Below are 19,856 nucleotides of genomic sequence, written 5' to 3' on the forward strand. Positions count from 1 at the left end.
GATGTTGCGAAAGGCCGTACGCCATCTGACGAAATTCCGCCAAGACCAGCGTGGTGCAGTGCTTGTCGAAATGACTCTTGTCGCACCGCTGATGCTTGTTCTGTCGGCCGGCGTGTTCGAATTCGGCAATCTGATCCACGACAAACTGCTGATGGAAGCGGGGCTGACGGACGCGGCCCGTTTTGGAGCTCGCTGCAACAGCCAGATGTACACCGACGTCGGCTGGCCGGCGATCGACTGCGCCGATATCGCGACCAACATCGCAGTGTACGGCAAGGCCTCGTTGACTGTAGTTAGTGGCAAGGTGACGGACAGCCCGCGCGTAAATGGCTGGCAGAAATCGGATGTGACAGTGACCATAGGCGCAAGCGGCTCCTGCCATGACGCGGTCGTTTCCGGCGTCACCCAGTACCGCTCAGTCACTCCGCAGGTCTGCATTGTCCGCGCAGACGGTACTTACGCTTACAGCGGCGTTGGCCTGCTCTCGTTAGTTGGCATCGGTACGATCACGCTGACCGGTTACCACGAGGAGCGGTTGATCCGATTCTGACGATGATCAGACGTTTCGTAAAATCCCAAGACGGTGCGGCAATGGTCGAGATGACTATAGTCTCGACCCTGCTCTTTGCGCTGACGCTCGGTTTCGTTGACTTCGGCAACGCGTTTTTTCAGTGGAATGCCGCGACAAAGGCCGTACAGGTCGGCGCAAGGCTGGCCTCGATTTCCGATCCGGTGGTGAAGGCAACCGTGCTTGCCGCAGCGGCACCGACCTCGGTGCCAGGGGCGCCAGTGGTAGCCGGCGCCTATGCTCCATTCGTCTGCAAATATACCGGGAGCACCGGTGCCTGTAGTGGCAACTCGGCCAACTTCGACGCCAATGCCTTCAGTCGCATCTTCAGAGGGGACACGGCGGTCACCAACGACAATGCGTGTCCAGCTCTAACCGGCACTCAGCGGCCCGGCATGTGCCATTTCTTTCCGGGCCTTCAACGTGACAACGTCGTCATAACCTATGCGGCAACAGGACTAGGATTTCAGACCCGGTTGGGTGGTCCCATTCCGACCATCACCGTCAGCCTTCAGAACCGGACCTTCCAGTTCTTCTTCCTCCAGGGACTGATGGGCTTTGCCAACATCAACATGCCCTCCATGCTGAGCACTGTGACGGGCGAAGACCTGAAAACGAGCGCGCCATCATGAACGCCATCGACACCAGAGTCCTGCCCACGAAGCGAAAACAGGTCGCACTGTTCTCGTCCGATCCGAATTTCAGGCGCGATGTGACGACGCGGCTCGACGCGCTGGCGATCTATGACGTCAGGGTTTCGGAAGCCGTCGAGTTCCTGAAGGGGCCGCCGGTCGATGCGCGGCCGGGCATCATCATCCTCGACCTCGGCAGCGGCGAGCTTCTCGGCGACAGCGCGATCGTCGAGGCGCGCTCCAAGTGGTCATCGGTTCCGCTGATCGCGGTCTCGGGCGAACTTTCGTCCGAGCAGACGCGCGTGCTGGTGCGCATGAACGCGTCGGACTGGCTGCACAAGCCGCTCGATCCCAAGGAGCTGCTCAACGCCGTCACCTTTCACGACACCGGCAGCCAGGGCACGAAGAGCCGCATCGTCACCTTCATCGCCGCCAGCGGCGGCGCCGGGGCGACCACGCTGGCGATCTCGGCGGCGGAGCATCTCGCCTCGAAGTCGGCCGAGCGGGCGGCCTCGACCTGCCTCGTCGACCTCGACTTCCAGAGCGCCAATTGCGGCGCCTATCTCAACCAGTTCAACCAGTTCGATCTCACCGGCATCATCGGCCAGCCGGACCGGCTCGACGTCGAGCTGATGGACGTGATCAAGCTGTCGCGGCCCTCCGGCCTCACGCTCTATTCCTTCGAGCGGCCGCAGCTGCCGTTCGAGCCGCATGGCGCCGATTTCGTCTTCCGGCTGCTCGACCTCGTCGCCTACCGCTTCGACGACATCGTCATCGACCTGCCCAACATCGAGACGCCGTGGCACGAATCGGTGCTGCGGACCAGCGACGAGATCTTCATCGTCTTCGAGCTCAACGTCGCGTCGCTCCGGCAAGGCAAGCGGCTCTACAAGAAGATCCGCGAGTTGCGCGGCAATGGCGTCTCGATCACGCTGGTCGCCAACAAGCACAAGCGCAAATGGTTCGGCAACCACTTCTCGCGCAGCGAGCTGGAGAAGATCTTCAAGGCGCCGCATATCAAGTCGCTGGCGCTGGACAACGCGCTGCTCGCCGACGCGCTGAACCGCGCCATCCTGCCCTCCGAGGTGGATGGGCGGGCCCGCTTCAACAAGGACCTGAAGCGCATGTTCAAGGAGCGGCTGGACAATGCCCAGCAGCGCTAGCGCAATTCCAGGAAAGATGCGCAGCGGTTTTGCGTCCGCAATCGCGGCAAGGCACATGCGGTGGATGGCGACACGCCTTGCGGGCGCCTGCCTGATCGGCATTGCGCTCGCACCGGCCTGCGACCGCGCCGCAGCCGGATCGAGCCTGCCGCCGCTCCCTGCGATGGGTCCCAGCCTGCGCAAGACGGTCGCCTTCCAGACCGGCGAGCAGGCCGGAACGATCATCATTCGCAAGAACGAGAAGGCGCTCTATCTGGTGACGAGCCCAGGCCAGGCGCTGCGCTATCAGATCAGCGTCGGCCGCGACGGCTTCGGATGGACCGGCACGGTCAAGGTCACATCCAAGACCGAATGGCCGGAATGGCGCCCGCCGAAGGAGATGCGCGCGCGCCAGCCGGAACTGCCGGCGATGGTGCCTGCCGGCCCCTACAATCCGCTCGGCGCCAGGGCGCTCTATCTGTCGCGCGACGGCCGCGACACGCTCTATCGCATCCATGGCACGAACGATCCGAAGGGCGTCGGTTTCGACGGCACTTCCGGTTGCTTCCGGCTGACGAACACGGACGTGATCGATCTCTTCAAACGCGTCGCTGTGGGCGCAAAGGTGGTGGTTGAATGACAATGATCGGCGAACCGGAGATTCCGGCTATCGAACTCGGCGAACGGGAGAAAGCCCCGGGCAGGCCGAACCGGGCGGTGACCATCGGCGCCGTCATGGCAGGTGCGGCGCTCGTCACCTTCGTCAACGTCACGGCCGCCATCTATCTCTATCGCGGCGTCAACGACCTCAGGGCGATCGAGGCGCGGCTGGACCAGCTCGGCCAGTTTGAGCAGCGGATCGGCGCCCGCATCGACACGGTCAACAACGGCTTCCAGAGCCGGTTCGAGACGCTGGACCGGCAATTGCAGGCGAGCTTCGGCCGGATCAACGGCAATATCGCCCATCTGGAGCAGGGCCAGCCCGCCGCCACAGATGCCGAGATGCCACGCGCGGTGCCGGAGCCCGCCTTCGCCGGCACGACGGTGGCCGATGCATCAGCCGTCGAAAATCCCGCCGAGCCGGACTCCGCCGATGCCTCGCCCGCGTTCAAAAGGAAGGTGTCGCCGCCTGGACCCAACCCGTCCTACCAGCGCATCCAGCAAGCCGACGGCAAGGTCTATTACAAGAAGATCAACTGACGCGGCGGCGGAACGCCCGTTCGGCCCCCCGGGGACGGCTTAAAGATCGCGCTGCAGCGCCAGGATGCGGATCGCGCGGGCTTCCGCGCGCAGCCTCGCTTCGCGCAGGAAAGCGACATGGCAATAGGCGCAGGCCGCCAGCCCTAGGCACAGCACCAAGCAGTTCTTCAAGCTGAAGTCGATCATCAGCGAAAATTGCAGGCCGCGCGGCGCGGTGAAGCTAGCAATCGTGCTCGCCGTTTCCGAGTGGCTGCCGGCCGCGATCATCAGCCCGGCGAACATCAGGGCGGCATGATTGGCAAGGAAGAAGCCGGCGGATCTTTTGGCCTGGCAGGCCATCCAGCAGGCGGCCGAGGCGACGAAGATTATGGCGGCGTCGAGGGCCATCGAACCGCCGAGATACAAGTCCACCTGCTGCCAGAACATCGTCGAGAAAGGGCGCAGCTCGAGCCAGACGCGCCACATGGCGGGACTAGCCGAATAGGTTCCGAGAAGGAATGTCGCCGTTCGCTCCGCCGCCAGCAGGAAAAGCATGAGGGCCGGGAAGGCAAAGAGCAGTGTCGGCTTGCGCGTCATGTCATCCCCTCGACATCCGATGCCTGAATATAGGCTGCATTGGTTGCGCGGGACTTAACGCAACGCCTTGCTTTTCAAGCAATGTCGCCGGTGGCTAATGTATAGTCGTATGACGCGGCGAAGGTGCGGTGCCGTTTGACAAGGCAGAGCGGATTGCGTTCGGGCAGCATCATCGACAGTTGGAACCGGTCCGCGAGGGCGCGCTTATGGGCGAGGTAAGATCGATCGGCCGGCTTGCCGCGACGCTGGGCAGCCTCGGACTGGTCGCCGGCGCGCTGCTGATTGCGGGGTCCAGGCACTGGTTGCCGCCCGACCTCCCCTCGCCGCCGGCCCAGGATGCCGGCGAGGGCAGACCCACTCCTCACGCCCCCATTCACGACGCGCGGCCCAGTCAGCCGGCGCGAAGGATAGCCGAGAACCTGATCGCGCCGCCACCGCTCGACGCATCCGGCATCGAGCGCATCGAGCCCCGACCCCCGCTCGGCAAGCTCGGCCTCGCCTCGCCACTGAAGACGCCGATGCCACAGGACTGGCCCGGGACGCTGCTCTACCGTCCGGTCGCCACCTCGTCGTCGATCTTCGAAGCCATGGGGCGCCGGGTCATAATCAGCGGGACCGTCGATATCGACCCCGGCAGGACCTGCGCGTTCGGCGATGCCGTCTGGCCCTGCGGTCAGCGCGCACGCGCCGCTTTCAACGCCTGGATCCGCGGCCGGGCGCTGAAATGCCTGCTGCCGCCCGATGTCGACCGCTTCGCCATCGCCGCGCCTTGCATGCTCGGCAAGCAGGATGTCGGCGCCTGGCTCGTTGCCAATGGCTGGGCCATGGCTTCGCCTTCGAGCATCTACGGCAAGGCCGAATCCGTGGCCCGGGGCGCCAAGATGGGCATCTTCGGCCCGCCGCAATAAAGCACTCGAGCCGCCTTCGGTTCGGAATTGCGTAAAAACGGAATGGTCAAATGAGTTCAGCGATCCTACCAAGCGCTGACCTGTTTCAGTGGCCGAATCGGATCATCAAGCGAGAACGGGGTGCAACCGCCGGCGCATCAAGGGAGAAAGACTCTGATTTCCTTCAAATTGTAGGCCTTGCTGAAACGGAAATCGTAACACACGGCCTTTAAGCCAATGCGTCCAACGGGAGATTGGCCAGTGAGCATAGAAACACAGACCGCGCCGGCAAAAGCATGGAAGCATGTCGTTTGGCTGTCCCTGCTGGGCACCGTCGGCTGCGTGGGGCTGTCGCTTGGCCTCAACTATCTGCTCCTGTTCATAGACGCGTTGACGCCATTCGGCCGCAGCGTCATCACCGCGACGCTGCTGCCCATCATCATCGGCCTGCCGCTATTTGCCTTGCTCGGCTGGAGAGAGATCGAGGTGCGCCGCTACCGGCAGGAACTGACGAGGTCCGGCACCTACGACCGGCTGACCGGCTGCCTCAACGGGACGGTGTTCACGTCGATGGTCGACAGAAGGGCGGCGCGGCCGGCCGGCCCGCGCTCCGGCGCCTTCCTCGTCATCCACCCGGAACATCTTGCGTCGATCAACCTGCGCTTCGGCCTAGGATGGGGCGACGAAGCCTTGCGGCTCATCGCCTCGGCTATCCGATCCTCGGTGCGCAAGGACGACCTGATCGGCCGGCTCGGAAATTCGATGTTCGGGGTTTTCCTTCCCGGCGCGACGAAGCAGGACGCCAAGGAGGTCGGCGAACGCATTCGACAGGCGGTCGGCCAGATCTATTTTGCGCCGAAAGGCGACAAGGACGTGCTCACCGTCCGCGCCGGCGGCGTTGTCTTCGAGCATGAACTGGCGTTCGAGGACATGTTCCGGTCCGCGGAGGAACTTCTGTTGCAGGCTCAGGACGAGGCTGACCTGGCGTTGTCGCATGTCAGCAACTGACCTGCGAGCGGAGACCTGCCTGGGGCGATCATTCCGGGGCACATCGTTCAAAGGCACCCTGGTCGTTTAAGCCTCAGATGCCGCCCATGCAGAGATATTTCATCTCGAGGTAATCCTCGAGGCCGTGGCGGGATCCTTCCCGCCCGATGCCGGACTGCTTCATGCCGCCGAAAGGCGCGGCCTCAGAAGACATACGTCCGGTGTTGATTCCCACCATGCCATATTCCAGGGCCTCGGCCACGCGCCAGACGCGCTTCAGGTTGGAAGCATAAAAATAGGCGGCGAGGCCGTAGATCGTGTCGTTGGCCTCACGCACCACCTGATCCGCATCCTCGAAGCGGATGACCGGGGCCAACGGTCCAAAGGTCTCCTCTTGCGCCACCGTCATCGCGCTGGAGATATCGGTGAGGACCGTCGGCTGGAAAAATGTGCCGTCGCTGCCAATCCGGCCTCCGCCGCACCGGATCGCACCGCCTTTTGCCACGGCGTCGGCGATATGGGATTCGATCTTGGCCAGGGCACGCCTGTCGATCAGCGGGCCTATGGCGACACCGGGATCGAAACCGTCGCCAACGTGAAGCTGGCGAACCCGTTCCACGAATTTATCGACGAACTCGTCATGAACGCCCGACTGCACGTAAAGGCGGTTCGCCGAAACGCAAGTCTGACCGGCATTGCGGAACTTCGCCTGGATCGCGCCGTCCACGGCGGCATCGATGTCGGCGTCGTCGAAGACAATGAAAGGCGCATTGCCGCCCAGCTCGAGGCTGACCTTCTTGATCTGGTCCGCACACTGGCGCATCAGCAGCCGCCCGACCTCGGTCGATCCGGTGAAGCTGATCTTGCGCACTTTGGGATTGTGGCAGAGCTCACGCCCCACCGCAGCGCCCTCGGAGGCGTAGACAAGGTTCACGACACCGTCGGGAAAACCGGCCTCGGCGGCGAGCGCGAACATGGCGCCCGCGACAAGCGGCGTCTGTTCGGCAGGCTTCAGCACGATGGCGCAGCCCGCCGCCAGCGCCGGCGAGATCTTGCGCGCCACCATCGATGCTGGAAAGTTCCACGGCGTGATCGTGCCGACGACGCCGATCGGCTGCTTGATCACCAGCATGCGCCGGTCCGTCGACGGCGCCGAGATCGTCTCGCCATAGATACGATTGGCTTCCTCGGCATACCACTGCAGATACGCCGCCGCATGCGAGACCTCCGATTTGGCTTCGGCAAGCGGCTTGCCCATCTCCGCGGTGAGGATCCCGGCGAGATCGTCGGTGTGGTCGACGATCAGCTGATGCCATCGCCACAGCATTTCGCTGCGCTCGCGGGCGGTGAGCCCTGCCCACTCGGCCTGGGCGACATAGGCCCTGTCGATCGCCGCGCGCGTCTCCTCGATACCCATGTCGGGAAGTTCCGCCAGCAGTTCGCCGGTCGAGGGATTGAAGACCTCGAACGTGCGCCCGCTCAGCGGCGCGCCAATTACCGGCACACGATCGATCGCGCCGAACAGGTCGGGGGATTTCAGGTGGCGGATGATCGGCGGGCACAGGGGCAATACCGGTTTCCTCCTCAAGCAAGTTGATGGGTATCAATCGCCAACCTGTATGCCGCACATCCCTACCTCTCATAGGGCCTGGGAAAGATGGCGGTAGACCCACCTGATCAAGCTGGCGGCCTTCGAAGCCATCGACGCGAATTCGCGGACCTCAAGCGGCCTGTAGCAGCCACCTGCTACCAGCTGGACACTTTCGTGCTAGCCAACGAACGAACGGTGAATAACCGAGGTCGTGTAGGGTCAGAAAAAGAAGACGCGACCCCGGCACGAAGCGGCGGGTGAATCTGGGAGGATTCATGGTCGAAATCATCTCCAAGCGGGATGGCCCGCGGCGTGAGGATGTTCAGGTCAAGCGACTGATCGAAACAGAACCGCTCGACGATTGTGCGCTTGGCCGACCAGATCAGCGGCGGTAACTATTCGGCGTCCAGGAAACCGCGTCAGAAACCGGAAGCCGAAGGACTGATCATCCATGTCGGCGGTGGCACGCCAGTCGCCGCCGAGGCCGACCCATCCGTCCGGGTCAGCATCAATGGCCGGGTGGTCCCGGTGGACCGCAATACTGGCCGCCAGCTTCACCATATCGGCGATATCCGGAACCGGGGCGGCGCACAGGCTCGGTGGATTGCCGAAAACCGCGCCGGTCCGCTGACTACGAACTAGCGCAGCGCCAGGGGCTTGTTTGCGAGGTATATGGCCGCCCTTGGCGGAAGCGTCCCGCCAGGCCGCCGCAGGGATGAGCTTTGAAGAGGCCGCCTCCGCAAACAAGTTCCGCATCGCGGTCAACCTACTACATCAGTCCATGCGCTATTTGTCGTGCCGCTGGCAGGCGCCGCAGCGCCAGCATTGCGACGACGCCAAGCAGCGGGCCGGGCGCCAGGATCAGGAAGCTCCAGCGCCAGCCGACCGTCTCCGCCACGAATGAGGTCAGATGGATGGAAACGAAGGTGAGAGCGATGCCGCTGCTCAACTGCAGGGAGAGCGCGGTGCCGACATAACGCGGATCGCTCAATTCGGTCGCCATCGCCGAAAATTGCGCGGAGTCGCCGATCACGGTTACTCCCCAGAGAACGGCGACAGTGACGAACAGCCAAGACGGACCGTCAAAGGCCAAGCCTATCGTCAGCGCGCAGAGACCGGAAACCGCCATCATCGCCGCCGCGGTCGCGGTTCGGCCGATACGATCCGCTGCTATCCCGCCTAGGATCGAGCCGATACCGCCCGACACGACCACGAAAAAGGCGAGCAGGGAGGCGCCTCGCGAACTGCCGGCTACGATGTCGAGACTTCCTGCCCTGATGTAGGCCAGTATCCAGCCCCACATGGCGTAGAGCTCCCACATGTGACCGAGATAGCCGAGATTGGCGAGCATGAGCGCGCGGTTGCGCGCCAGCGTTTTGATGTGGCGAGGGTCGAATGCCGATCTCGCGAAAGGACAAGGCCCTTCCTCGCCGAGCCGGAGGATCAACAAGGCGCCAGCCAGTGCCGCGAGGGAGGTCGCCACGATGACGTCCTGCCACGCCAATTCGGCGGCTCGGGCTGATATTAGATGAGGAAAGGCAGAACCAAGCGTCAGCGCCGCGAGGAGAACGCCAAGCGCCGTTCCCCGTCCACGACTGAACCAGGTCGACACCAGCTTCACCGCTGGTGGATACACGCCCGCCAGCGCCAAGCCGGTGACAAAACGGGCTACCAGCAGCAAGCCGACGGAGGGTGCGAACAATAGACCGAGGTTGGCCGCGGCCGCAGTCAAAGCACTGACGCCGATTAGCTTGCGAAGCGAAACCATATCCGGAAGGCCAATCATGCTGGAGCCCAACGCGCCGATGGCAAAGCCGATCTGCACGGCGCCGGTGACCCAGGCGCCCTCCGCCGGAGAGAGGCCCCACAATTGCGTCAGTTGCGGCGCGATCGCCGTTGCGGAAAACCATGTGGTCATCGGCAGGAATGCACCGATCGAGATCACGACCAGCATCGACCAGCGCCGGACGGCGCTGGCTGCGGTGACGTTGGCGACTGCCATGCGGTCCATACCCATCGGTTCAGGCCGCGATGGAGCCCTGCAGTTGCTTGAGCACCGGCAAAAGGTCGGCTGGGTCGGGTCTGCGTGTGTAGTCCGGACTGACTTCTGCGTAGGCGATGACGCCGTCCTGTCTGACCACGAAGCGAGCCGGCATCGGCAAGGTCCATGAGGAGTCCTCGTTGATCAGCGGCAGATCGACGCCGAAGCTCCGATACAGCTCGATCAAGTCATCCGGCAGGCGAAACCGCAGGCCGAAAGCATCGGAGACCTTGCCGCCGGGGTCGCTCAGCATCGGAAAATCTATCTTCTTGTCGCGCTTGGCCTTGCGGCCGTTCGCCAGCGACTGCGGCGAGACGGAAACCAGTTGGGCGCCTGTAGCCTGGATTGCGGGCCAAGCTTCCTGCAAGGCGCCAAGCTCGATGTTGCAATAGGGGCACCAGACGCCGCGATAGAAACTGAGCACCAACGGCCCGCGAGCAAGCAGATCTTCGGATGCGACAGACCCGCCATCAGCCTCCGACAACGTGAATGCCGGGGCAACGGCGCCTGCCTTCAAGGCCTGGCCGGCCTGACCCGATGCGATGAGTTCGGCGGTCGCGCGGTGCATGATCTCGACCGCTTGCCTTGGGGCCTTGCCTTCAAAGTCGGCTTTGAAGGCGTCGAGCTTTTCCTGAAGAGACATGAGACAACACTCCAAATCTTGACCGCATTTTTAGCGGCGGAATGTCCTCGCCTATTTCCAAAAGGAGGGGTAGCTTGCCAGAGAGCATAGCAATCATCCGGAAAACGAATGGCCGACAGGCTTCAGGAACTTGAGGTTTTCGTGCGGGTGGCCGAGCGGGGAAACCTTTCCCAGGTCGCCCGCGAGATCGGTCTTTCGCAGCCGTCCGTGTCGCGGATATTGAACGACCTGGAGGCGCGCATCGGCGCCCGCCTTCTCATCCGCACCAGTCGCAAGGTCGGGCTGACTGAGGCGGGGCAAGTCTACCTCGACCAGATCCGACCGCTGCTGGCAGATCTCGGGGCGGCGGCCGACACCGCCGCAGGCAATGAGGAACTGCGCGGGGTTCTGCGCGTCGAGCTATCGGTTACATTCGCGGTGCGCGCGCTCATTCCTCGTCTGCCCAGCCTTCTCGCCGAGCATCCCAATCTCTCTGTCGAGTTGATGATGGACGATCGCCGGCGCAACCTTGCCGAAGAGGGCGCCGATGTCGCGATCCGGCTTGGCCTGCTCGACAATTCCAGCATGATGGCGCGCAAGGTCGGGCAGACGCCACGGCTGCTAGTTGCCGCGCCGGACTACATTGCTCGGCACGGCCAGCCCAGCAGCCCTGCCGATCTGGCGCAGCACCAAGTGATCTTCGGGCCTTCCGACAGTTCCGGTGCGACGTTTCAGGAACTGATCGATCCGCGGGTCAGCTTTGTCCTGCCCGAAAGCCCCCGTATCAGAGTCTCGAGTTCGGCCGGCGTCACGGCATGCGTTGTGGCAGGACTTGGCGTGGCATTCGGTTCGGGATGGATGTTCAACGCAGAACTGCAGGACGGCCGCCTGTGTCGCCTGCTGCCGGATTTTGCACTGCCGATCATACCCATCCACGCCCTTTTCCCAGCGGGGCGCCAGCCGAGCAAGCGGGCCAGAGGATTCGCCGATTGGTTGAGCAAGTCACTCGGTTCCTCACAATAAGTCCGTGACACGGTTCGTCGGAACTCCCATATCGCAAAATAAGCACTTCGGCCGCATGCCGGCCGCTTTGCTCAATGAGATCAATTGGGTTAGTCTTCCAATATGCGCCATCGCTGATAGACCATTTCGCTGAGGGGGCGAAAGTTTCATGGAGATGCAGCAGGTCCGCTACTTTCTGGCCCTGTCCAGCACGTTGAACTTCACCAGAGCGGCTGAGGAGTGCAACGTCACCCAGCCCGCGCTGACGCGAGCCATCAAGACGCTGGAGGAGGAACTCGGTGGAGAGCTTCTTCGGCGCGAACGCCAGCATTCGCACCTGACCGAACTTGGACGGCGCATGCTGCCCTTGCTGCAGCAGTGCTACGACGCGGCGACCTCTGCCAAGTCACTGGCCAAGGCAGTTCAAAGCAGCGACGTCGCGCCGCTCAACGTGACGATCTCCAACAGCATCAACATCGCGCTGCTGGTTTCGCCGTTCACCGAGCTTTTCCGGGCCTATCCCGGCGTGCATCTCAAGATCCACCGCGGCTCGCCAGTTGCCGTCATAGAGGCGCTCAAGGGCGGCGAAGTGGAACTCGCCGTTGCCGGCTCCCTGGGTCAGGCCTGGGATCGCCTCGACGCATGGCCACTTTTCCAGGAAGGGATCGAACTCGCCGTGAATTCCGATCACCCGCTGGCCCGCCGCAACGAGGCCGACGTCGCGTTGGCTCAGCTTGCCGCGGAACCTGTGCTCAGCCGGATCGATTGGGAGACAAGCGAGGAACTGTCGCGCTGCCTTTCCGCAAAAGGCTATTCGCCTCGGACTGCACATGAGGTCGAGACCGACCAGGACCTGCTAGCCCTGCTGGAGGCGAACGCCGGGGTTGGCTTCGTCTCGCTCACGGCACCGCGATCTTCGAACACCCGACGGCTGAAGCTTCGTGATCTCGACCTGTCGCGAACCGTTTCCGTCTATGCGGTTGCCGGCAGGCAGCGCTCGCCGGTCGCGACAACGCTGCTCAACCTGTTGAGATCGGCCGACTGGTCGTCCTTCGGCGTCAGCGAGCCCGCCTAAGGGCGGCGATCAAGTCGTCAATGTCCATCCGCCGGCGGTAGTCCGGATCGACAAAGCGATCCGTGATGATGCCGTCCGTCCCAACGATGAAGGTTGCGGGTATCGGCAGGAACCAGCTGCTGTTGCCCTGATAGCTGGGGAGATCGAACCCGAGACCCATCAGCCGCTCCATCTCGGCGCCCACCCAGATCGCAAGATTGAGGGACAAGGCGTAGCCGTTGTCCATGTCGATCAGGAAAGGAAACTGCGCGCCAACGGCGGCCTTCATCGCTTTGGCGAACTTGCGCCGCTCCGGCATGATGACGACGACCTGGCCTCCCAGTTCTGCGATCTGCCGCTGCACCTCGACGATCCCGATGGCGTTCAAGCGGCAATAGGGGCACCAATGCCCGCGCTGAAAGGTGATGACGGCAGGCCCCCTTGCAAGGATCTCGGCCAAGCTGACAAGCCTGCCCTCGTCGTCTGGCAGCAGGAAACCAGGCATGGCCTCACCCCGAGCCGGCGCCATGGTCCCGGCCCCCTGTTTCTCCAGACGATCCACCAGCCGCTCAACGGCGTCCGCGAATTCCGAGTTCAGGCGTCGGACCGCCGCTGCAATCACCGCCAGCCGCTCATTGAGAGGCGCATCGAGTTCGATGGCGGCCTGGACGGACTGCTCGAATGTCATTGCCTGGTCGTCGACGGCCATGTTTGCACTTTCACACGTCGCAAGTAGCCTACCACCGAGACCCCTCGGCGATTGCCATGCTTTTCATGCATCGTTTCGATGCCCCACGTGCATCGACTCATGCCAGGTTCATGTTCTATTCGCCACTTCGGATTGGCGCGTTACATCATATTCCTGATGTCCGCCGAAAAAGTCGGGAACGCGCAGACCATCTCGAACAGCCCGCGAGCGGGGATCCCGTATTTCATGGCAAGCGCGAAGATGTGGATCAGTTCCTCGCCGACATGGCCTACCAGATGTGCTCCGACAATCCGATCTGTCGTCTCCTCGACGATGATCTTCGACCATGCAACCGCCTCCGCATAGGTCCTCGCGGAGAGCCATCTCTGCATGTCGTTCACATGGATCTTGACGTGAAGGCCCCGTTCCCTTGCCTTGGCCTCAGTCAGTCCAACGCCTGCCACAGCCGGAATGCTATAAAGCGCGGCTGGGATATGACTGTAGTCGGGTCGATGCTTCGGTCCGTCGACGATGTTGCGGCCGACGATCCCGCCTTCATAGGTCGCTATCGGCGAAAGCTGCGGGGAGTTCCACACCGCGTCGCCGCAGACGTAGACGTCGGGATTGGAGCGCGAGCGCAGGTGATCGTCGATTTCGATACGGCCTTCTCTGTGCACGACGACACCGGCGCCAAGATCGAGGCCCTCGACATTGGCCACGCGCCCTGCGCAGTTGACGACCCGATCCGCTTCCACCACGGATTCGACGCCGTCCTTCGCAAAGCTTACCCGCAGCCGTCCGCCGGCCTCTTCGACTTTCCTGACCCAAGCCGTGGTGTGAATGCCGATACCGAGCCGCTCGCTCTCGCCGCGGAGCTGGGCAACGGCGTCCGCGTCGAAACCTCCGAGAAGTTGCGGCAGGGCCTCGAGGATCGTGACCTCAACGTCGGCGCGCGCGTAGACATGCCCCAGCTCGAAAGCGATAACGCCGCCGCCGATGAACACCACCGCACGCGGCAGCACAGGATCGCTCAGAACATCGTCGGAAGTCGTCAGATGCTCGGCGCCCGGGATCGGCAGCGGACGCGGCTTGGAGCCAGTGGCGATCACGATGTTCCTGGCCTCGAGTTTTCGGGTGCCGACGCGGATGGCGTTGCTGCCGATAAATGCGGCCTCGCCGTAGATGACATCGACGCCTCGCTTGGCCATCAACGCGGACAGTCGGGACGGGATGTCCCTGATGATCTCCTTTTCCCGCTCGATCAAGGCTCGCCAATCGAACCTCGGCCTGTCGACCGTGATTGCATGACTGCCGGCCCTTTCGATCTCGTCGAGCGCATGAGCCGCCGCAACCAACACCTTCTTCGGCGTGCAGCCGCGATTGGGACAGGTGCCGCCGAGATCGCGTGCCTCGACCACAGCGACGGAAAGTCCGGCGGCGCGCGGCGCGACCGTGACGCCCATTCCGGCATTGCCGCCGCCCAGGATGACGACGTCATACTTTTCCACCGCACCGCCTCCGCGCCAAGCGCGTCCGGTCGAAACGGATTCGATCGACGCGCTTCAAGTCCTGGTTTTGATGCATGCCGTTATCCCAAACCGCTGCGCATTTTTGGGCGACATGCGTTCTTTGGTTTTGATGCATGCCGTTCTCCCAAACCGCTGTGCACTTTTGGGCGACATGCGTTCATTGTTTTGATGCATGTCGTTCTCCCAAAACCGCTGTGCACTTTTGGGCGACATGCGTCAGTGAAGCTTGATCCGCGGCCTGGCGCGCCTGACGATCATCTCGCCGATCGACGCCAGAGTTGTCTTCGCCAGGCCATGCACTGCCTTGAGATGCATCTTGTGCAGCGAGCGATAGGCAAGCCTCGCAACGAGACCTTCGATCTTCAGTCCTCCGATCAGGCTGCCGAACGCACCGTAGTCGGCGAGTGAGACGAGGGAGCCATAGTCGCGGTAACGATACGCCGGCACAGCCTGCCCCGCGAGACGTGCTGCAATCACCTTCACCAGGTGGCCGGCCTGTTGGTGAGCCGTCTGGGCGCGTGGCGGTAAGGCGCTGTCTTCGCCCGGCAGAACGCAGTTCGCGCAGTCGCCAATCGCGAACACATTCTCGTCTCCAACGGCGCGCAAGGTTTCATCCACGATCAGGCGGTTGATGCGATCTGTCTCGAGGCCATCCAGACCTTTGAGGAAATCCGGCGCCTTGATCCCGGCGGCCCAGACCACGAGTTCGGCCGGCACGAACAGCTTTTCGCCAAGCCGGATGCCGTCTTCCATGACTTCGGTAACCTTGATGCCGCATCGGATCTGCACACCCAGCTTGATGAGCAGGCTCGCCGAAGCGTGGGCCATGTGCTCCGGAAGGGCGGGCAGAATGCGCGGTCCGGCCTCGACGAGAGTGATGCGGATCAGCCTCTCGAAATCGATGTTGTCGAGATTGTGCGAGGCAATTTCGCGCATCGATTTATGCAATTCCGCGGCCAGCTCGACACCGGTGGCTCCCGCGCCGACGATGACGCAATGGAGCTGGCCAGGCGACAGCTGCTCATATTGCGCGTTGGCGCGCAGGCACGCGTCCATCATGCGCCTGTTGAAACGAGCAGCCTGCTCCGCCGTGTCGAGCGAGATGGCGTGACGAGCCGCACCTGGCGTGCCGAAATCGTTGCTGACGCTGCCGACGGCCATGACCAACGTGTCGTAGCCAAGAACGCGCGGCGGGATGACCTGCGTGCCGTCATCGTCGAAGCTGGGCGCGACGAAGATCTGGCGCTTTGCACGGTCGACGCCGACCACCTCGCCGATACGGTATCGATAGCGGTTGCGGCTGGCGTGAGCGATGTATTCGACGGCGTCATGCGACGTGCTCAAGGCGCCCGATGCCACTTCATGCAGGAGCGGCTTCCAGATATGGGTGCGGCTGCGGTCGACCAGCGTGACCGAAAGCCGCCCTTGACCGAACTTGCGACCAAGGCGGGTCGCCAGCTCCAGCCCTCCGGCACCGCCGCCGACGATGACCACGCGATGCAGCGATCTGTCCCGATGCGAGGGTGTCTCGGGGATCGTGCGAAAAAGCGCTGCGTCATTGGCAAGCACCGCTTCCGGAATGAGCCGCATGCCCGGAGTTATGATCTGCATCGGAATGCTCCGTTCCTTCTCGGGCAGTGTTCATTCTTGGGATTCGTGGATGACGATGCCTTGCAGCATGTCGACTTCGCATTCCCACGGCTTCTGCCAGAGGACGCGCTGCCCATGCTCGTATCCCGCCTGCCAACGGGTGCGGATCCCAGCGCGCGTGAAGTCGATGTCCTTGGTGTGATCCTCGCCGTCGAGGCGTGGGGAAAGCAGCCGAACGAGGTGCATGACCGACGGGCAACCATAGGAGGCGAGTTCCTTGAACATCGGATCGTCGCGTCGCTCCTCCGGGACGAGTTTTCCCATTTCGCGCACGACGTGCCTGAGCCGATGCAATTGCTCCTGGCGGGCGACGTGGCTTCTGCCACGGCTGGCGTATTGGAGATCTTTCTGCCGCCCCATGACCTGCCAAATAGATCTTGGTTCGGAGCCCCGCGGCTGCCACATGTTGACCGCGAAGATCAGCGCATCGCGACGCGGTCGCGCGTCGAGCACGACCTCTATCGGGGTATTGGAATAGACCCCGCCGTCCCAGTAGGGCTCGCCGTCGATGCATACCGCCGGGAAGGCCGGCGGCAGGGCTCCCGATGCCATGATGTGGGCCGCCGACAGCGGCATCTGACTGCTGTCGAAGTATCTGAGCTCGCTGGTGGTGACGTTGACGGCGCCGACCGTCAATCGCGTATGGCGCCGGTTGAGATAGTCGAAGTCGACCAGGTTGCCGAGTGTCCTCTTCAGAGGATCCGTGGAGTAATAGGAGGCGTTCTCAACGCCCACTTCCCGGTTGATCCCGAACAGCGCGCTCGGGTTGGGTTCGAAGAAACCCGGTATCCCTCGCGTCAGCGTGGTCGTATTGGCGAAGATGTTGCTCGGGACCATCATCCGAAAGAACTCGTCGATTGGACTGCTCCGGCTGACGCCGTCCCAGAATTCCCGCAGCCTGGGGAGTCGATCTTGCGGTTCGTTCCCGGCAATCAGCGCGGCATTGATGGCGCCGATCGACGTGCCGATGACCCAATCCGGTTCGATGCCGCCTTCGACGAGCGCCTGGTAGACGCCGGCCTGATAGGCACCAAGCGCACCACCGCCTTGAAGGACAAGGACGGTCTGGCGTTTGACGTCGCCCTGGCTTGTGACCTCGACTGCCGGCCCGGAAACGGGCTGGTTACGCGTGAACTTGTTCATGGCCTTCGCTCCTGGTGCAGGTCTAGTGGGCGGTCCAGCCGCCTTCGATCGGCATGATGGCGCCGGTGATCGAGGCCGCGTCGTCCGACGCCAGGAAAAGGCAGAGCGCGGCGACCTGCTCCACCGTCACGAACTGCTTGGTCGGCTGCGCAGCCAACAGAACATCCTTGATCACCTGCTCTTCGCTGATCCCGCGGGCCTTGGCCGTATCCGGGATCTGCTTTTCGACCAGCGGCGTGAGCACGTAGCCGGGACAAACGGCATTGACCGTTATGCCCTGTTCGGCGACCTCGAGCGCGACCGTCTTGGTCAGGCCGGCCATGCCGTGCTTGGCGGCGACATAAGCGGATTTATATGGCGAGGCGACGAGGGCGTGGGCGGACGCGACATTGATGATGCGGCCCCATTTGCGCGTCTTCATCGCCTGCAGAGCACGGCGGATCGTGTAGAAGGACGAGATGAGGTCGATCGCCACGACCGCTTCCCACTTCTCGATCGGGAAATCGTCGATCGGCGCCACGTGCTGAATGCCGGCGTTGTTGACCAGGATGTCGACCGCGCCGAATTCGGCGATGGCCTTGTCCATCATCGCGGTAATCGCCTCGCCTTTGCTCATGTCGGCATTGTCGTAGCGCACGGTCACTCCGTGGTCGGCGGCGAGCCTCGACCGGAGGTGCTCGATCTCGGCGGCAGCGCCGAAACCGTTCAGAACGACGTTGCAGCCCTTGGCCGCGAAGGCCTCGGCGATGCCTTGGCCGATGCCGCTGGTCGAACCTGTAATGAGAGCCGTCTTTCCTGTGAGCATCATCGTTTCCTTCTGTCGAAGCCGTGGCCGCAGTGACCTGCCACCGGTTGCGAACGACGGACGGCAAGCCCACCGTTCGTGGTTCTCGCGATCAGTATGGCGAGGCTCCCGAAGCTGCGGAAATGCCGTTGAGACATGGATTCGATAGCTGGCGGTGTGATCGGTGTGGCCACGAGGCAGCTCCGCAAGCTGGGTTGTTTGACCTTGGGGCAACTAGTAAGATCGCCCGGCAACGCGGGCCGTGCGGCAAGCACGTTCCAGGGGAAGCGTGCAGTGGAGATCAGCCAAGTCAGATATTTCTTGGCCGTCGCCAAGGAGCTGAATTTCACCAGGGCGGCCGAGCAGTGCAACGTCACGCAGCCGGCGCTTTCGCGCGCAATCAAGCTGCTGGAGGATGAATTCGGCGGCGCGCTTTTCCACCGCGAGCGCCGCTTCACCCATCTCACCGAGCTCGGCCGCATGGTGGAGACGTATCTCGAGGGCGTGTTCGAGAACTCCCGCCAGGCAAAGCAGATTGCCGAGCAGTATGTGAACCTGAAAAGGATGCCGCTCAGGCTTGGCATCATGAGCACGATCGCTCCGGACGAAATCATCGAGCTGATCGCAGCTGTTCGTGGCCATCACCCCGGCGTGGAACTCCACCTTTGCGATTCAGACGCCGCGAGCCTCCGGCGAAGGCTGCTCGAAGGCGATCTCGAAGCCGCCATCTACGCATTGCCTTCGGACGTTCCCGACGAGGAAGTGCACGCCCTGCCGCTGTTTCGCGAGCAGATGGTGATGGCGGTCCACCTGGCTCATCGTCTGGCCAATCAGCGGGTCGTGCGGGTGAAGGACATGAGCAATGAAAGCTACATTCACCGCAACAACTGCGAATTTGCCGGCTACGCGGATGCCATCCTTGCCCAGCAGGGCGTCACCGTCAGCCCCGTCTATTGGAGCGACCGCGACGACTGGACACTCGCCATGATCGCGGCCGGACTCGGTTTCGGGTTCATGCCCGAGCACACCGCCAAGCACCCGGGCGTAGCGGCATTGCCGATCACCGAGCCGGAATTCTGGCGCGACGTCAATCTCGTCACGGTGCGCGGCCGCAGGCATTCGCCGGCGGTCGGCGCGCTGGTCCGCGAAGCCACCCAGAAGAAATGGTTCGGCGAGCGGGCAAAGGCATTGTCCGCCGCCGAGTGACTTCGCCGCGCGATACAGGCAGCCTCGCAGAGTTCGAAGGACTTCCAGTTCGTTGCGCTGATCAGTTTTTCCTGATCGACGAGGTCACGGACTGAATGACCTCGGTCGCCATTTTGAACTGCGCACTGCGGTCAGTGATGCCGTGCCGTTTGGCAATCCAATCGAAATCGCTGTAGGCGGCGTAAACGGCACCGTCTCCGGTCTGGAAGACCAGCACGCGCACCGGCCAGTCCAGGCCGGCCTCGGGATTCGAGGTGATGAAAGTCGTGCCTAGCGCCGGATTGCCGAACATCAAGAGCCGTGACGGCTTGACGTCGTTGCCGGCTTTGTTGCCGAGCTTTGCCTGGTCGATGACGCCGAAGAACATGAGGCCCTTCTTGAGGACGTCCTTCTTGATGCGGGCGACGGTCTCGGCGACGGAATAGTCGCTCTTCACCGTGACGACGCCGTCCGAGGCGGCCGCGGGGAGGACGACCGTCGTCAGCATGGCGGCACCTGTGATCAGGGTTTTCAGGTAGGTAGTCATCTCAGTCTCCGTTGGGTTCGGTGGTTGG

The 19,856-nt window shown here is 62.9% G+C and carries 21 protein-coding genes; 11 read left to right on the forward strand and 10 right to left on the reverse strand.

The window, feature by feature from the left end:
• The first annotated feature begins 1 nt into the window (after nt 1).
• From P9236_RS14920 to P9236_RS14940, 5 genes are all read left to right on the forward strand, one after another.
• Nucleotides 2-550, forward strand: a complete 549-nt coding sequence (locus P9236_RS14920) for a TadE/TadG family type IV pilus assembly protein (RefSeq protein WP_278075397.1) — start codon at nt 2-4, stop codon at nt 548-550.
• Between the two features lie 2 nt (nt 551-552).
• Nucleotides 553-1,200, forward strand: coding sequence for a TadE/TadG family type IV pilus assembly protein (locus tag P9236_RS14925; RefSeq protein WP_278075398.1), 648 nt, complete (start codon nt 553-555; stop codon nt 1,198-1,200).
• Nucleotides 1,197-2,363, forward strand: a complete 1,167-nt coding sequence (locus P9236_RS14930) for an AAA family ATPase (RefSeq protein ID WP_278075399.1) — start codon at nt 1,197-1,199, stop codon at nt 2,361-2,363. Before P9236_RS14925 ends, P9236_RS14930 begins: the two co-directional genes overlap by 4 nt.
• Nucleotides 2,364-2,427: 64 nt before the next feature.
• A complete protein-coding gene (locus tag P9236_RS14935) occupies nt 2,428-2,982 on the forward strand; it encodes a L,D-transpeptidase (RefSeq protein WP_278075400.1) in 555 nt (184 codons plus the stop codon).
• Nucleotides 2,979-3,542 carry a hypothetical protein gene (locus P9236_RS14940; protein WP_278075401.1) on the forward strand — a complete coding sequence of 188 codons (564 nt, stop codon included), beginning with the start codon at nt 2,979-2,981 and terminating at the stop codon, nt 3,540-3,542. Before P9236_RS14935 ends, P9236_RS14940 begins: the two co-directional genes overlap by 4 nt.
• 39 nt (nt 3,543-3,581) lie before the next feature.
• Here P9236_RS14940 and P9236_RS14945 read toward each other — a convergent pair whose 3' ends face one another.
• The gene (locus P9236_RS14945; RefSeq protein WP_278075402.1) at nt 3,582-4,118 is read right to left on the reverse strand and encodes a hypothetical protein; all 537 of its coding nucleotides are present in this window, start codon (nt 4,116-4,118) and stop codon (nt 3,582-3,584) included.
• A gap of 206 nt (nt 4,119-4,324) precedes the next feature.
• On the opposite strand from P9236_RS14945, the gene P9236_RS14950 reads away from it, so the two are divergent.
• Both P9236_RS14950 and P9236_RS14955 read left to right on the forward strand, forming a co-directional pair.
• Nucleotides 4,325-5,026 (forward strand): thermonuclease family protein, encoded by a 702-nt coding sequence (locus P9236_RS14950; RefSeq protein WP_278075403.1) that lies wholly within the window; start codon nt 4,325-4,327, stop codon nt 5,024-5,026.
• A gap of 240 nt (nt 5,027-5,266) precedes the next feature.
• A complete protein-coding gene (locus tag P9236_RS14955; RefSeq protein ID WP_278075404.1) occupies nt 5,267-6,013 on the forward strand; it encodes a GGDEF domain-containing protein in 747 nt (248 codons plus the stop codon).
• Nucleotides 6,014-6,086: 73 nt separating this feature from the next.
• Here P9236_RS14955 and P9236_RS14960 read toward each other — a convergent pair whose 3' ends face one another.
• Nucleotides 6,087-7,517, reverse strand: coding sequence for an NAD-dependent succinate-semialdehyde dehydrogenase (locus P9236_RS14960; protein ID WP_278075586.1), 1,431 nt, complete (start codon nt 7,515-7,517; stop codon nt 6,087-6,089).
• 435 nt (nt 7,518-7,952) lie between these two features.
• Between P9236_RS14960 and P9236_RS14965 the strand changes: the two genes are divergently transcribed.
• The gene (locus P9236_RS14965; RefSeq protein WP_278075405.1) at nt 7,953-8,225 is read left to right on the forward strand and encodes a hypothetical protein; all 273 of its coding nucleotides are present in this window, start codon (nt 7,953-7,955) and stop codon (nt 8,223-8,225) included.
• A 127-nt stretch (nt 8,226-8,352) separates the two neighbouring features.
• Here the strand turns inward: P9236_RS14965 and P9236_RS14970 are convergent, their stop codons facing one another.
• Both P9236_RS14970 and P9236_RS14975 read right to left on the reverse strand, forming a co-directional pair.
• Nucleotides 8,353-9,585, reverse strand: a complete 1,233-nt coding sequence (locus P9236_RS14970; protein ID WP_278075406.1) for an MFS transporter — start codon at nt 9,583-9,585, stop codon at nt 8,353-8,355.
• Between the two features lie 19 nt (nt 9,586-9,604).
• A complete protein-coding gene (locus P9236_RS14975) occupies nt 9,605-10,267 on the reverse strand; it encodes a peroxiredoxin-like family protein (RefSeq protein ID WP_278075407.1) in 663 nt (220 codons plus the stop codon).
• A gap of 108 nt (nt 10,268-10,375) precedes the next feature.
• Between P9236_RS14975 and P9236_RS14980 the strand changes: the two genes are divergently transcribed.
• A complete protein-coding gene (locus P9236_RS14980; RefSeq protein WP_278075408.1) occupies nt 10,376-11,269 on the forward strand; it encodes a LysR family transcriptional regulator in 894 nt (297 codons plus the stop codon).
• Nucleotides 11,270-11,417: 148 nt separating this feature from the next.
• Nucleotides 11,418-12,323 (forward strand): LysR family transcriptional regulator, encoded by a 906-nt coding sequence (locus P9236_RS14985; RefSeq protein ID WP_278075409.1) that lies wholly within the window; start codon nt 11,418-11,420, stop codon nt 12,321-12,323.
• Here the strand turns inward: P9236_RS14985 and P9236_RS14990 are convergent.
• The 5 genes from P9236_RS14990 to P9236_RS15010 all read right to left on the reverse strand — a co-directional run bounded on the left by P9236_RS14990 (nt 12,307) and on the right by P9236_RS15010 (nt 18,117).
• The gene (locus P9236_RS14990; protein WP_278075410.1) at nt 12,307-13,011 is read right to left on the reverse strand and encodes a peroxiredoxin-like family protein; all 705 of its coding nucleotides are present in this window, start codon (nt 13,009-13,011) and stop codon (nt 12,307-12,309) included. The two genes, P9236_RS14985 and P9236_RS14990, sit on opposite strands and share 17 nt — an antisense overlap.
• 140 nt (nt 13,012-13,151) lie before the next feature.
• The gene (locus P9236_RS14995) at nt 13,152-14,498 is read right to left on the reverse strand and encodes an NAD(P)/FAD-dependent oxidoreductase (protein ID WP_278075411.1); all 1,347 of its coding nucleotides are present in this window, start codon (nt 14,496-14,498) and stop codon (nt 13,152-13,154) included.
• A gap of 237 nt (nt 14,499-14,735) precedes the next feature.
• Complete coding sequence (locus tag P9236_RS15000; protein ID WP_278075412.1) at nt 14,736-16,130, reverse strand: NAD(P)/FAD-dependent oxidoreductase; 1,395 nt, start codon at nt 16,128-16,130, stop codon at nt 14,736-14,738.
• A 30-nt stretch (nt 16,131-16,160) separates the two neighbouring features.
• Nucleotides 16,161-17,312, reverse strand: a complete 1,152-nt coding sequence (locus tag P9236_RS15005; RefSeq protein ID WP_278075413.1) for a patatin-like phospholipase family protein — start codon at nt 17,310-17,312, stop codon at nt 16,161-16,163.
• A 22-nt stretch (nt 17,313-17,334) separates the two neighbouring features.
• The gene (locus P9236_RS15010; protein WP_278075587.1) at nt 17,335-18,117 is read right to left on the reverse strand and encodes a 3-hydroxybutyrate dehydrogenase; all 783 of its coding nucleotides are present in this window, start codon (nt 18,115-18,117) and stop codon (nt 17,335-17,337) included.
• 273 nt (nt 18,118-18,390) lie between these two features.
• Between P9236_RS15010 and P9236_RS15015 the strand changes: the two genes are divergently transcribed.
• Nucleotides 18,391-19,302: a LysR family transcriptional regulator gene (locus P9236_RS15015; RefSeq protein WP_278075414.1), complete on the forward strand. Its 912-nt coding sequence runs from the start codon at nt 18,391-18,393 to the stop codon at nt 19,300-19,302.
• Between the two features lie 61 nt (nt 19,303-19,363).
• Here P9236_RS15015 and P9236_RS15020 read toward each other — a convergent pair whose 3' ends face one another.
• Complete coding sequence (locus tag P9236_RS15020) at nt 19,364-19,789, reverse strand: DUF302 domain-containing protein (RefSeq protein ID WP_278075588.1); 426 nt, start codon at nt 19,787-19,789, stop codon at nt 19,364-19,366.
• Between the last annotated feature and the right edge of the window lie 67 nt (nt 19,790-19,856).

This window comes from Mesorhizobium sp. WSM4884 (assembly GCF_029625675.1).
GTDB lineage: Bacteria > Pseudomonadota > Alphaproteobacteria > Rhizobiales > Rhizobiaceae > Mesorhizobium.

Excerpts from the sequence above, each read along its gene's own strand:
- P9236_RS14920 (WP_278075397.1), top strand. The coding sequence starts at position 2 with ATGTTGCGAAAGGCCGTACGCCATCTGACGAAATTCCGCCAAGACCAG.
- P9236_RS14925 (WP_278075398.1), top strand. The coding sequence starts at position 553 with ATGATCAGACGTTTCGTAAAATCCCAAGACGGTGCGGCAATGGTCGAG.
- P9236_RS14930 (WP_278075399.1), top strand. The coding sequence starts at position 1,197 with ATGAACGCCATCGACACCAGAGTCCTGCCCACGAAGCGAAAACAGGTC.
- P9236_RS14935 (WP_278075400.1), top strand. The coding sequence starts at position 2,428 with ATGGCGACACGCCTTGCGGGCGCCTGCCTGATCGGCATTGCGCTCGCA.
- P9236_RS14940 (WP_278075401.1), top strand. The coding sequence starts at position 2,979 with ATGACAATGATCGGCGAACCGGAGATTCCGGCTATCGAACTCGGCGAA.
- P9236_RS14945 (WP_278075402.1), bottom strand. The coding sequence starts at position 4,118 with ATGACGCGCAAGCCGACACTGCTCTTTGCCTTCCCGGCCCTCATGCTT.
- P9236_RS14950 (WP_278075403.1), top strand. The coding sequence starts at position 4,325 with ATGGGCGAGGTAAGATCGATCGGCCGGCTTGCCGCGACGCTGGGCAGC.
- P9236_RS14970 (WP_278075406.1), bottom strand. The coding sequence starts at position 9,585 with ATGGCAGTCGCCAACGTCACCGCAGCCAGCGCCGTCCGGCGCTGGTCG.
- P9236_RS14975 (WP_278075407.1), bottom strand. The coding sequence starts at position 10,267 with ATGTCTCTTCAGGAAAAGCTCGACGCCTTCAAAGCCGACTTTGAAGGC.
- P9236_RS14980 (WP_278075408.1), top strand. The coding sequence starts at position 10,376 with ATGGCCGACAGGCTTCAGGAACTTGAGGTTTTCGTGCGGGTGGCCGAG.
- P9236_RS14985 (WP_278075409.1), top strand. The coding sequence starts at position 11,418 with ATGGAGATGCAGCAGGTCCGCTACTTTCTGGCCCTGTCCAGCACGTTG.
- P9236_RS14990 (WP_278075410.1), bottom strand. The coding sequence starts at position 13,011 with ATGGCCGTCGACGACCAGGCAATGACATTCGAGCAGTCCGTCCAGGCC.
- P9236_RS15000 (WP_278075412.1), bottom strand. The coding sequence starts at position 16,130 with ATGCAGATCATAACTCCGGGCATGCGGCTCATTCCGGAAGCGGTGCTT.
- P9236_RS15005 (WP_278075413.1), bottom strand. The coding sequence starts at position 17,312 with ATGAACAAGTTCACGCGTAACCAGCCCGTTTCCGGGCCGGCAGTCGAG.
- P9236_RS15010 (WP_278075587.1), bottom strand. The coding sequence starts at position 18,117 with ATGCTCACAGGAAAGACGGCTCTCATTACAGGTTCGACCAGCGGCATC.
- P9236_RS15020 (WP_278075588.1), bottom strand. The coding sequence starts at position 19,789 with ATGCTGACGACGGTCGTCCTCCCCGCGGCCGCCTCGGACGGCGTCGTC.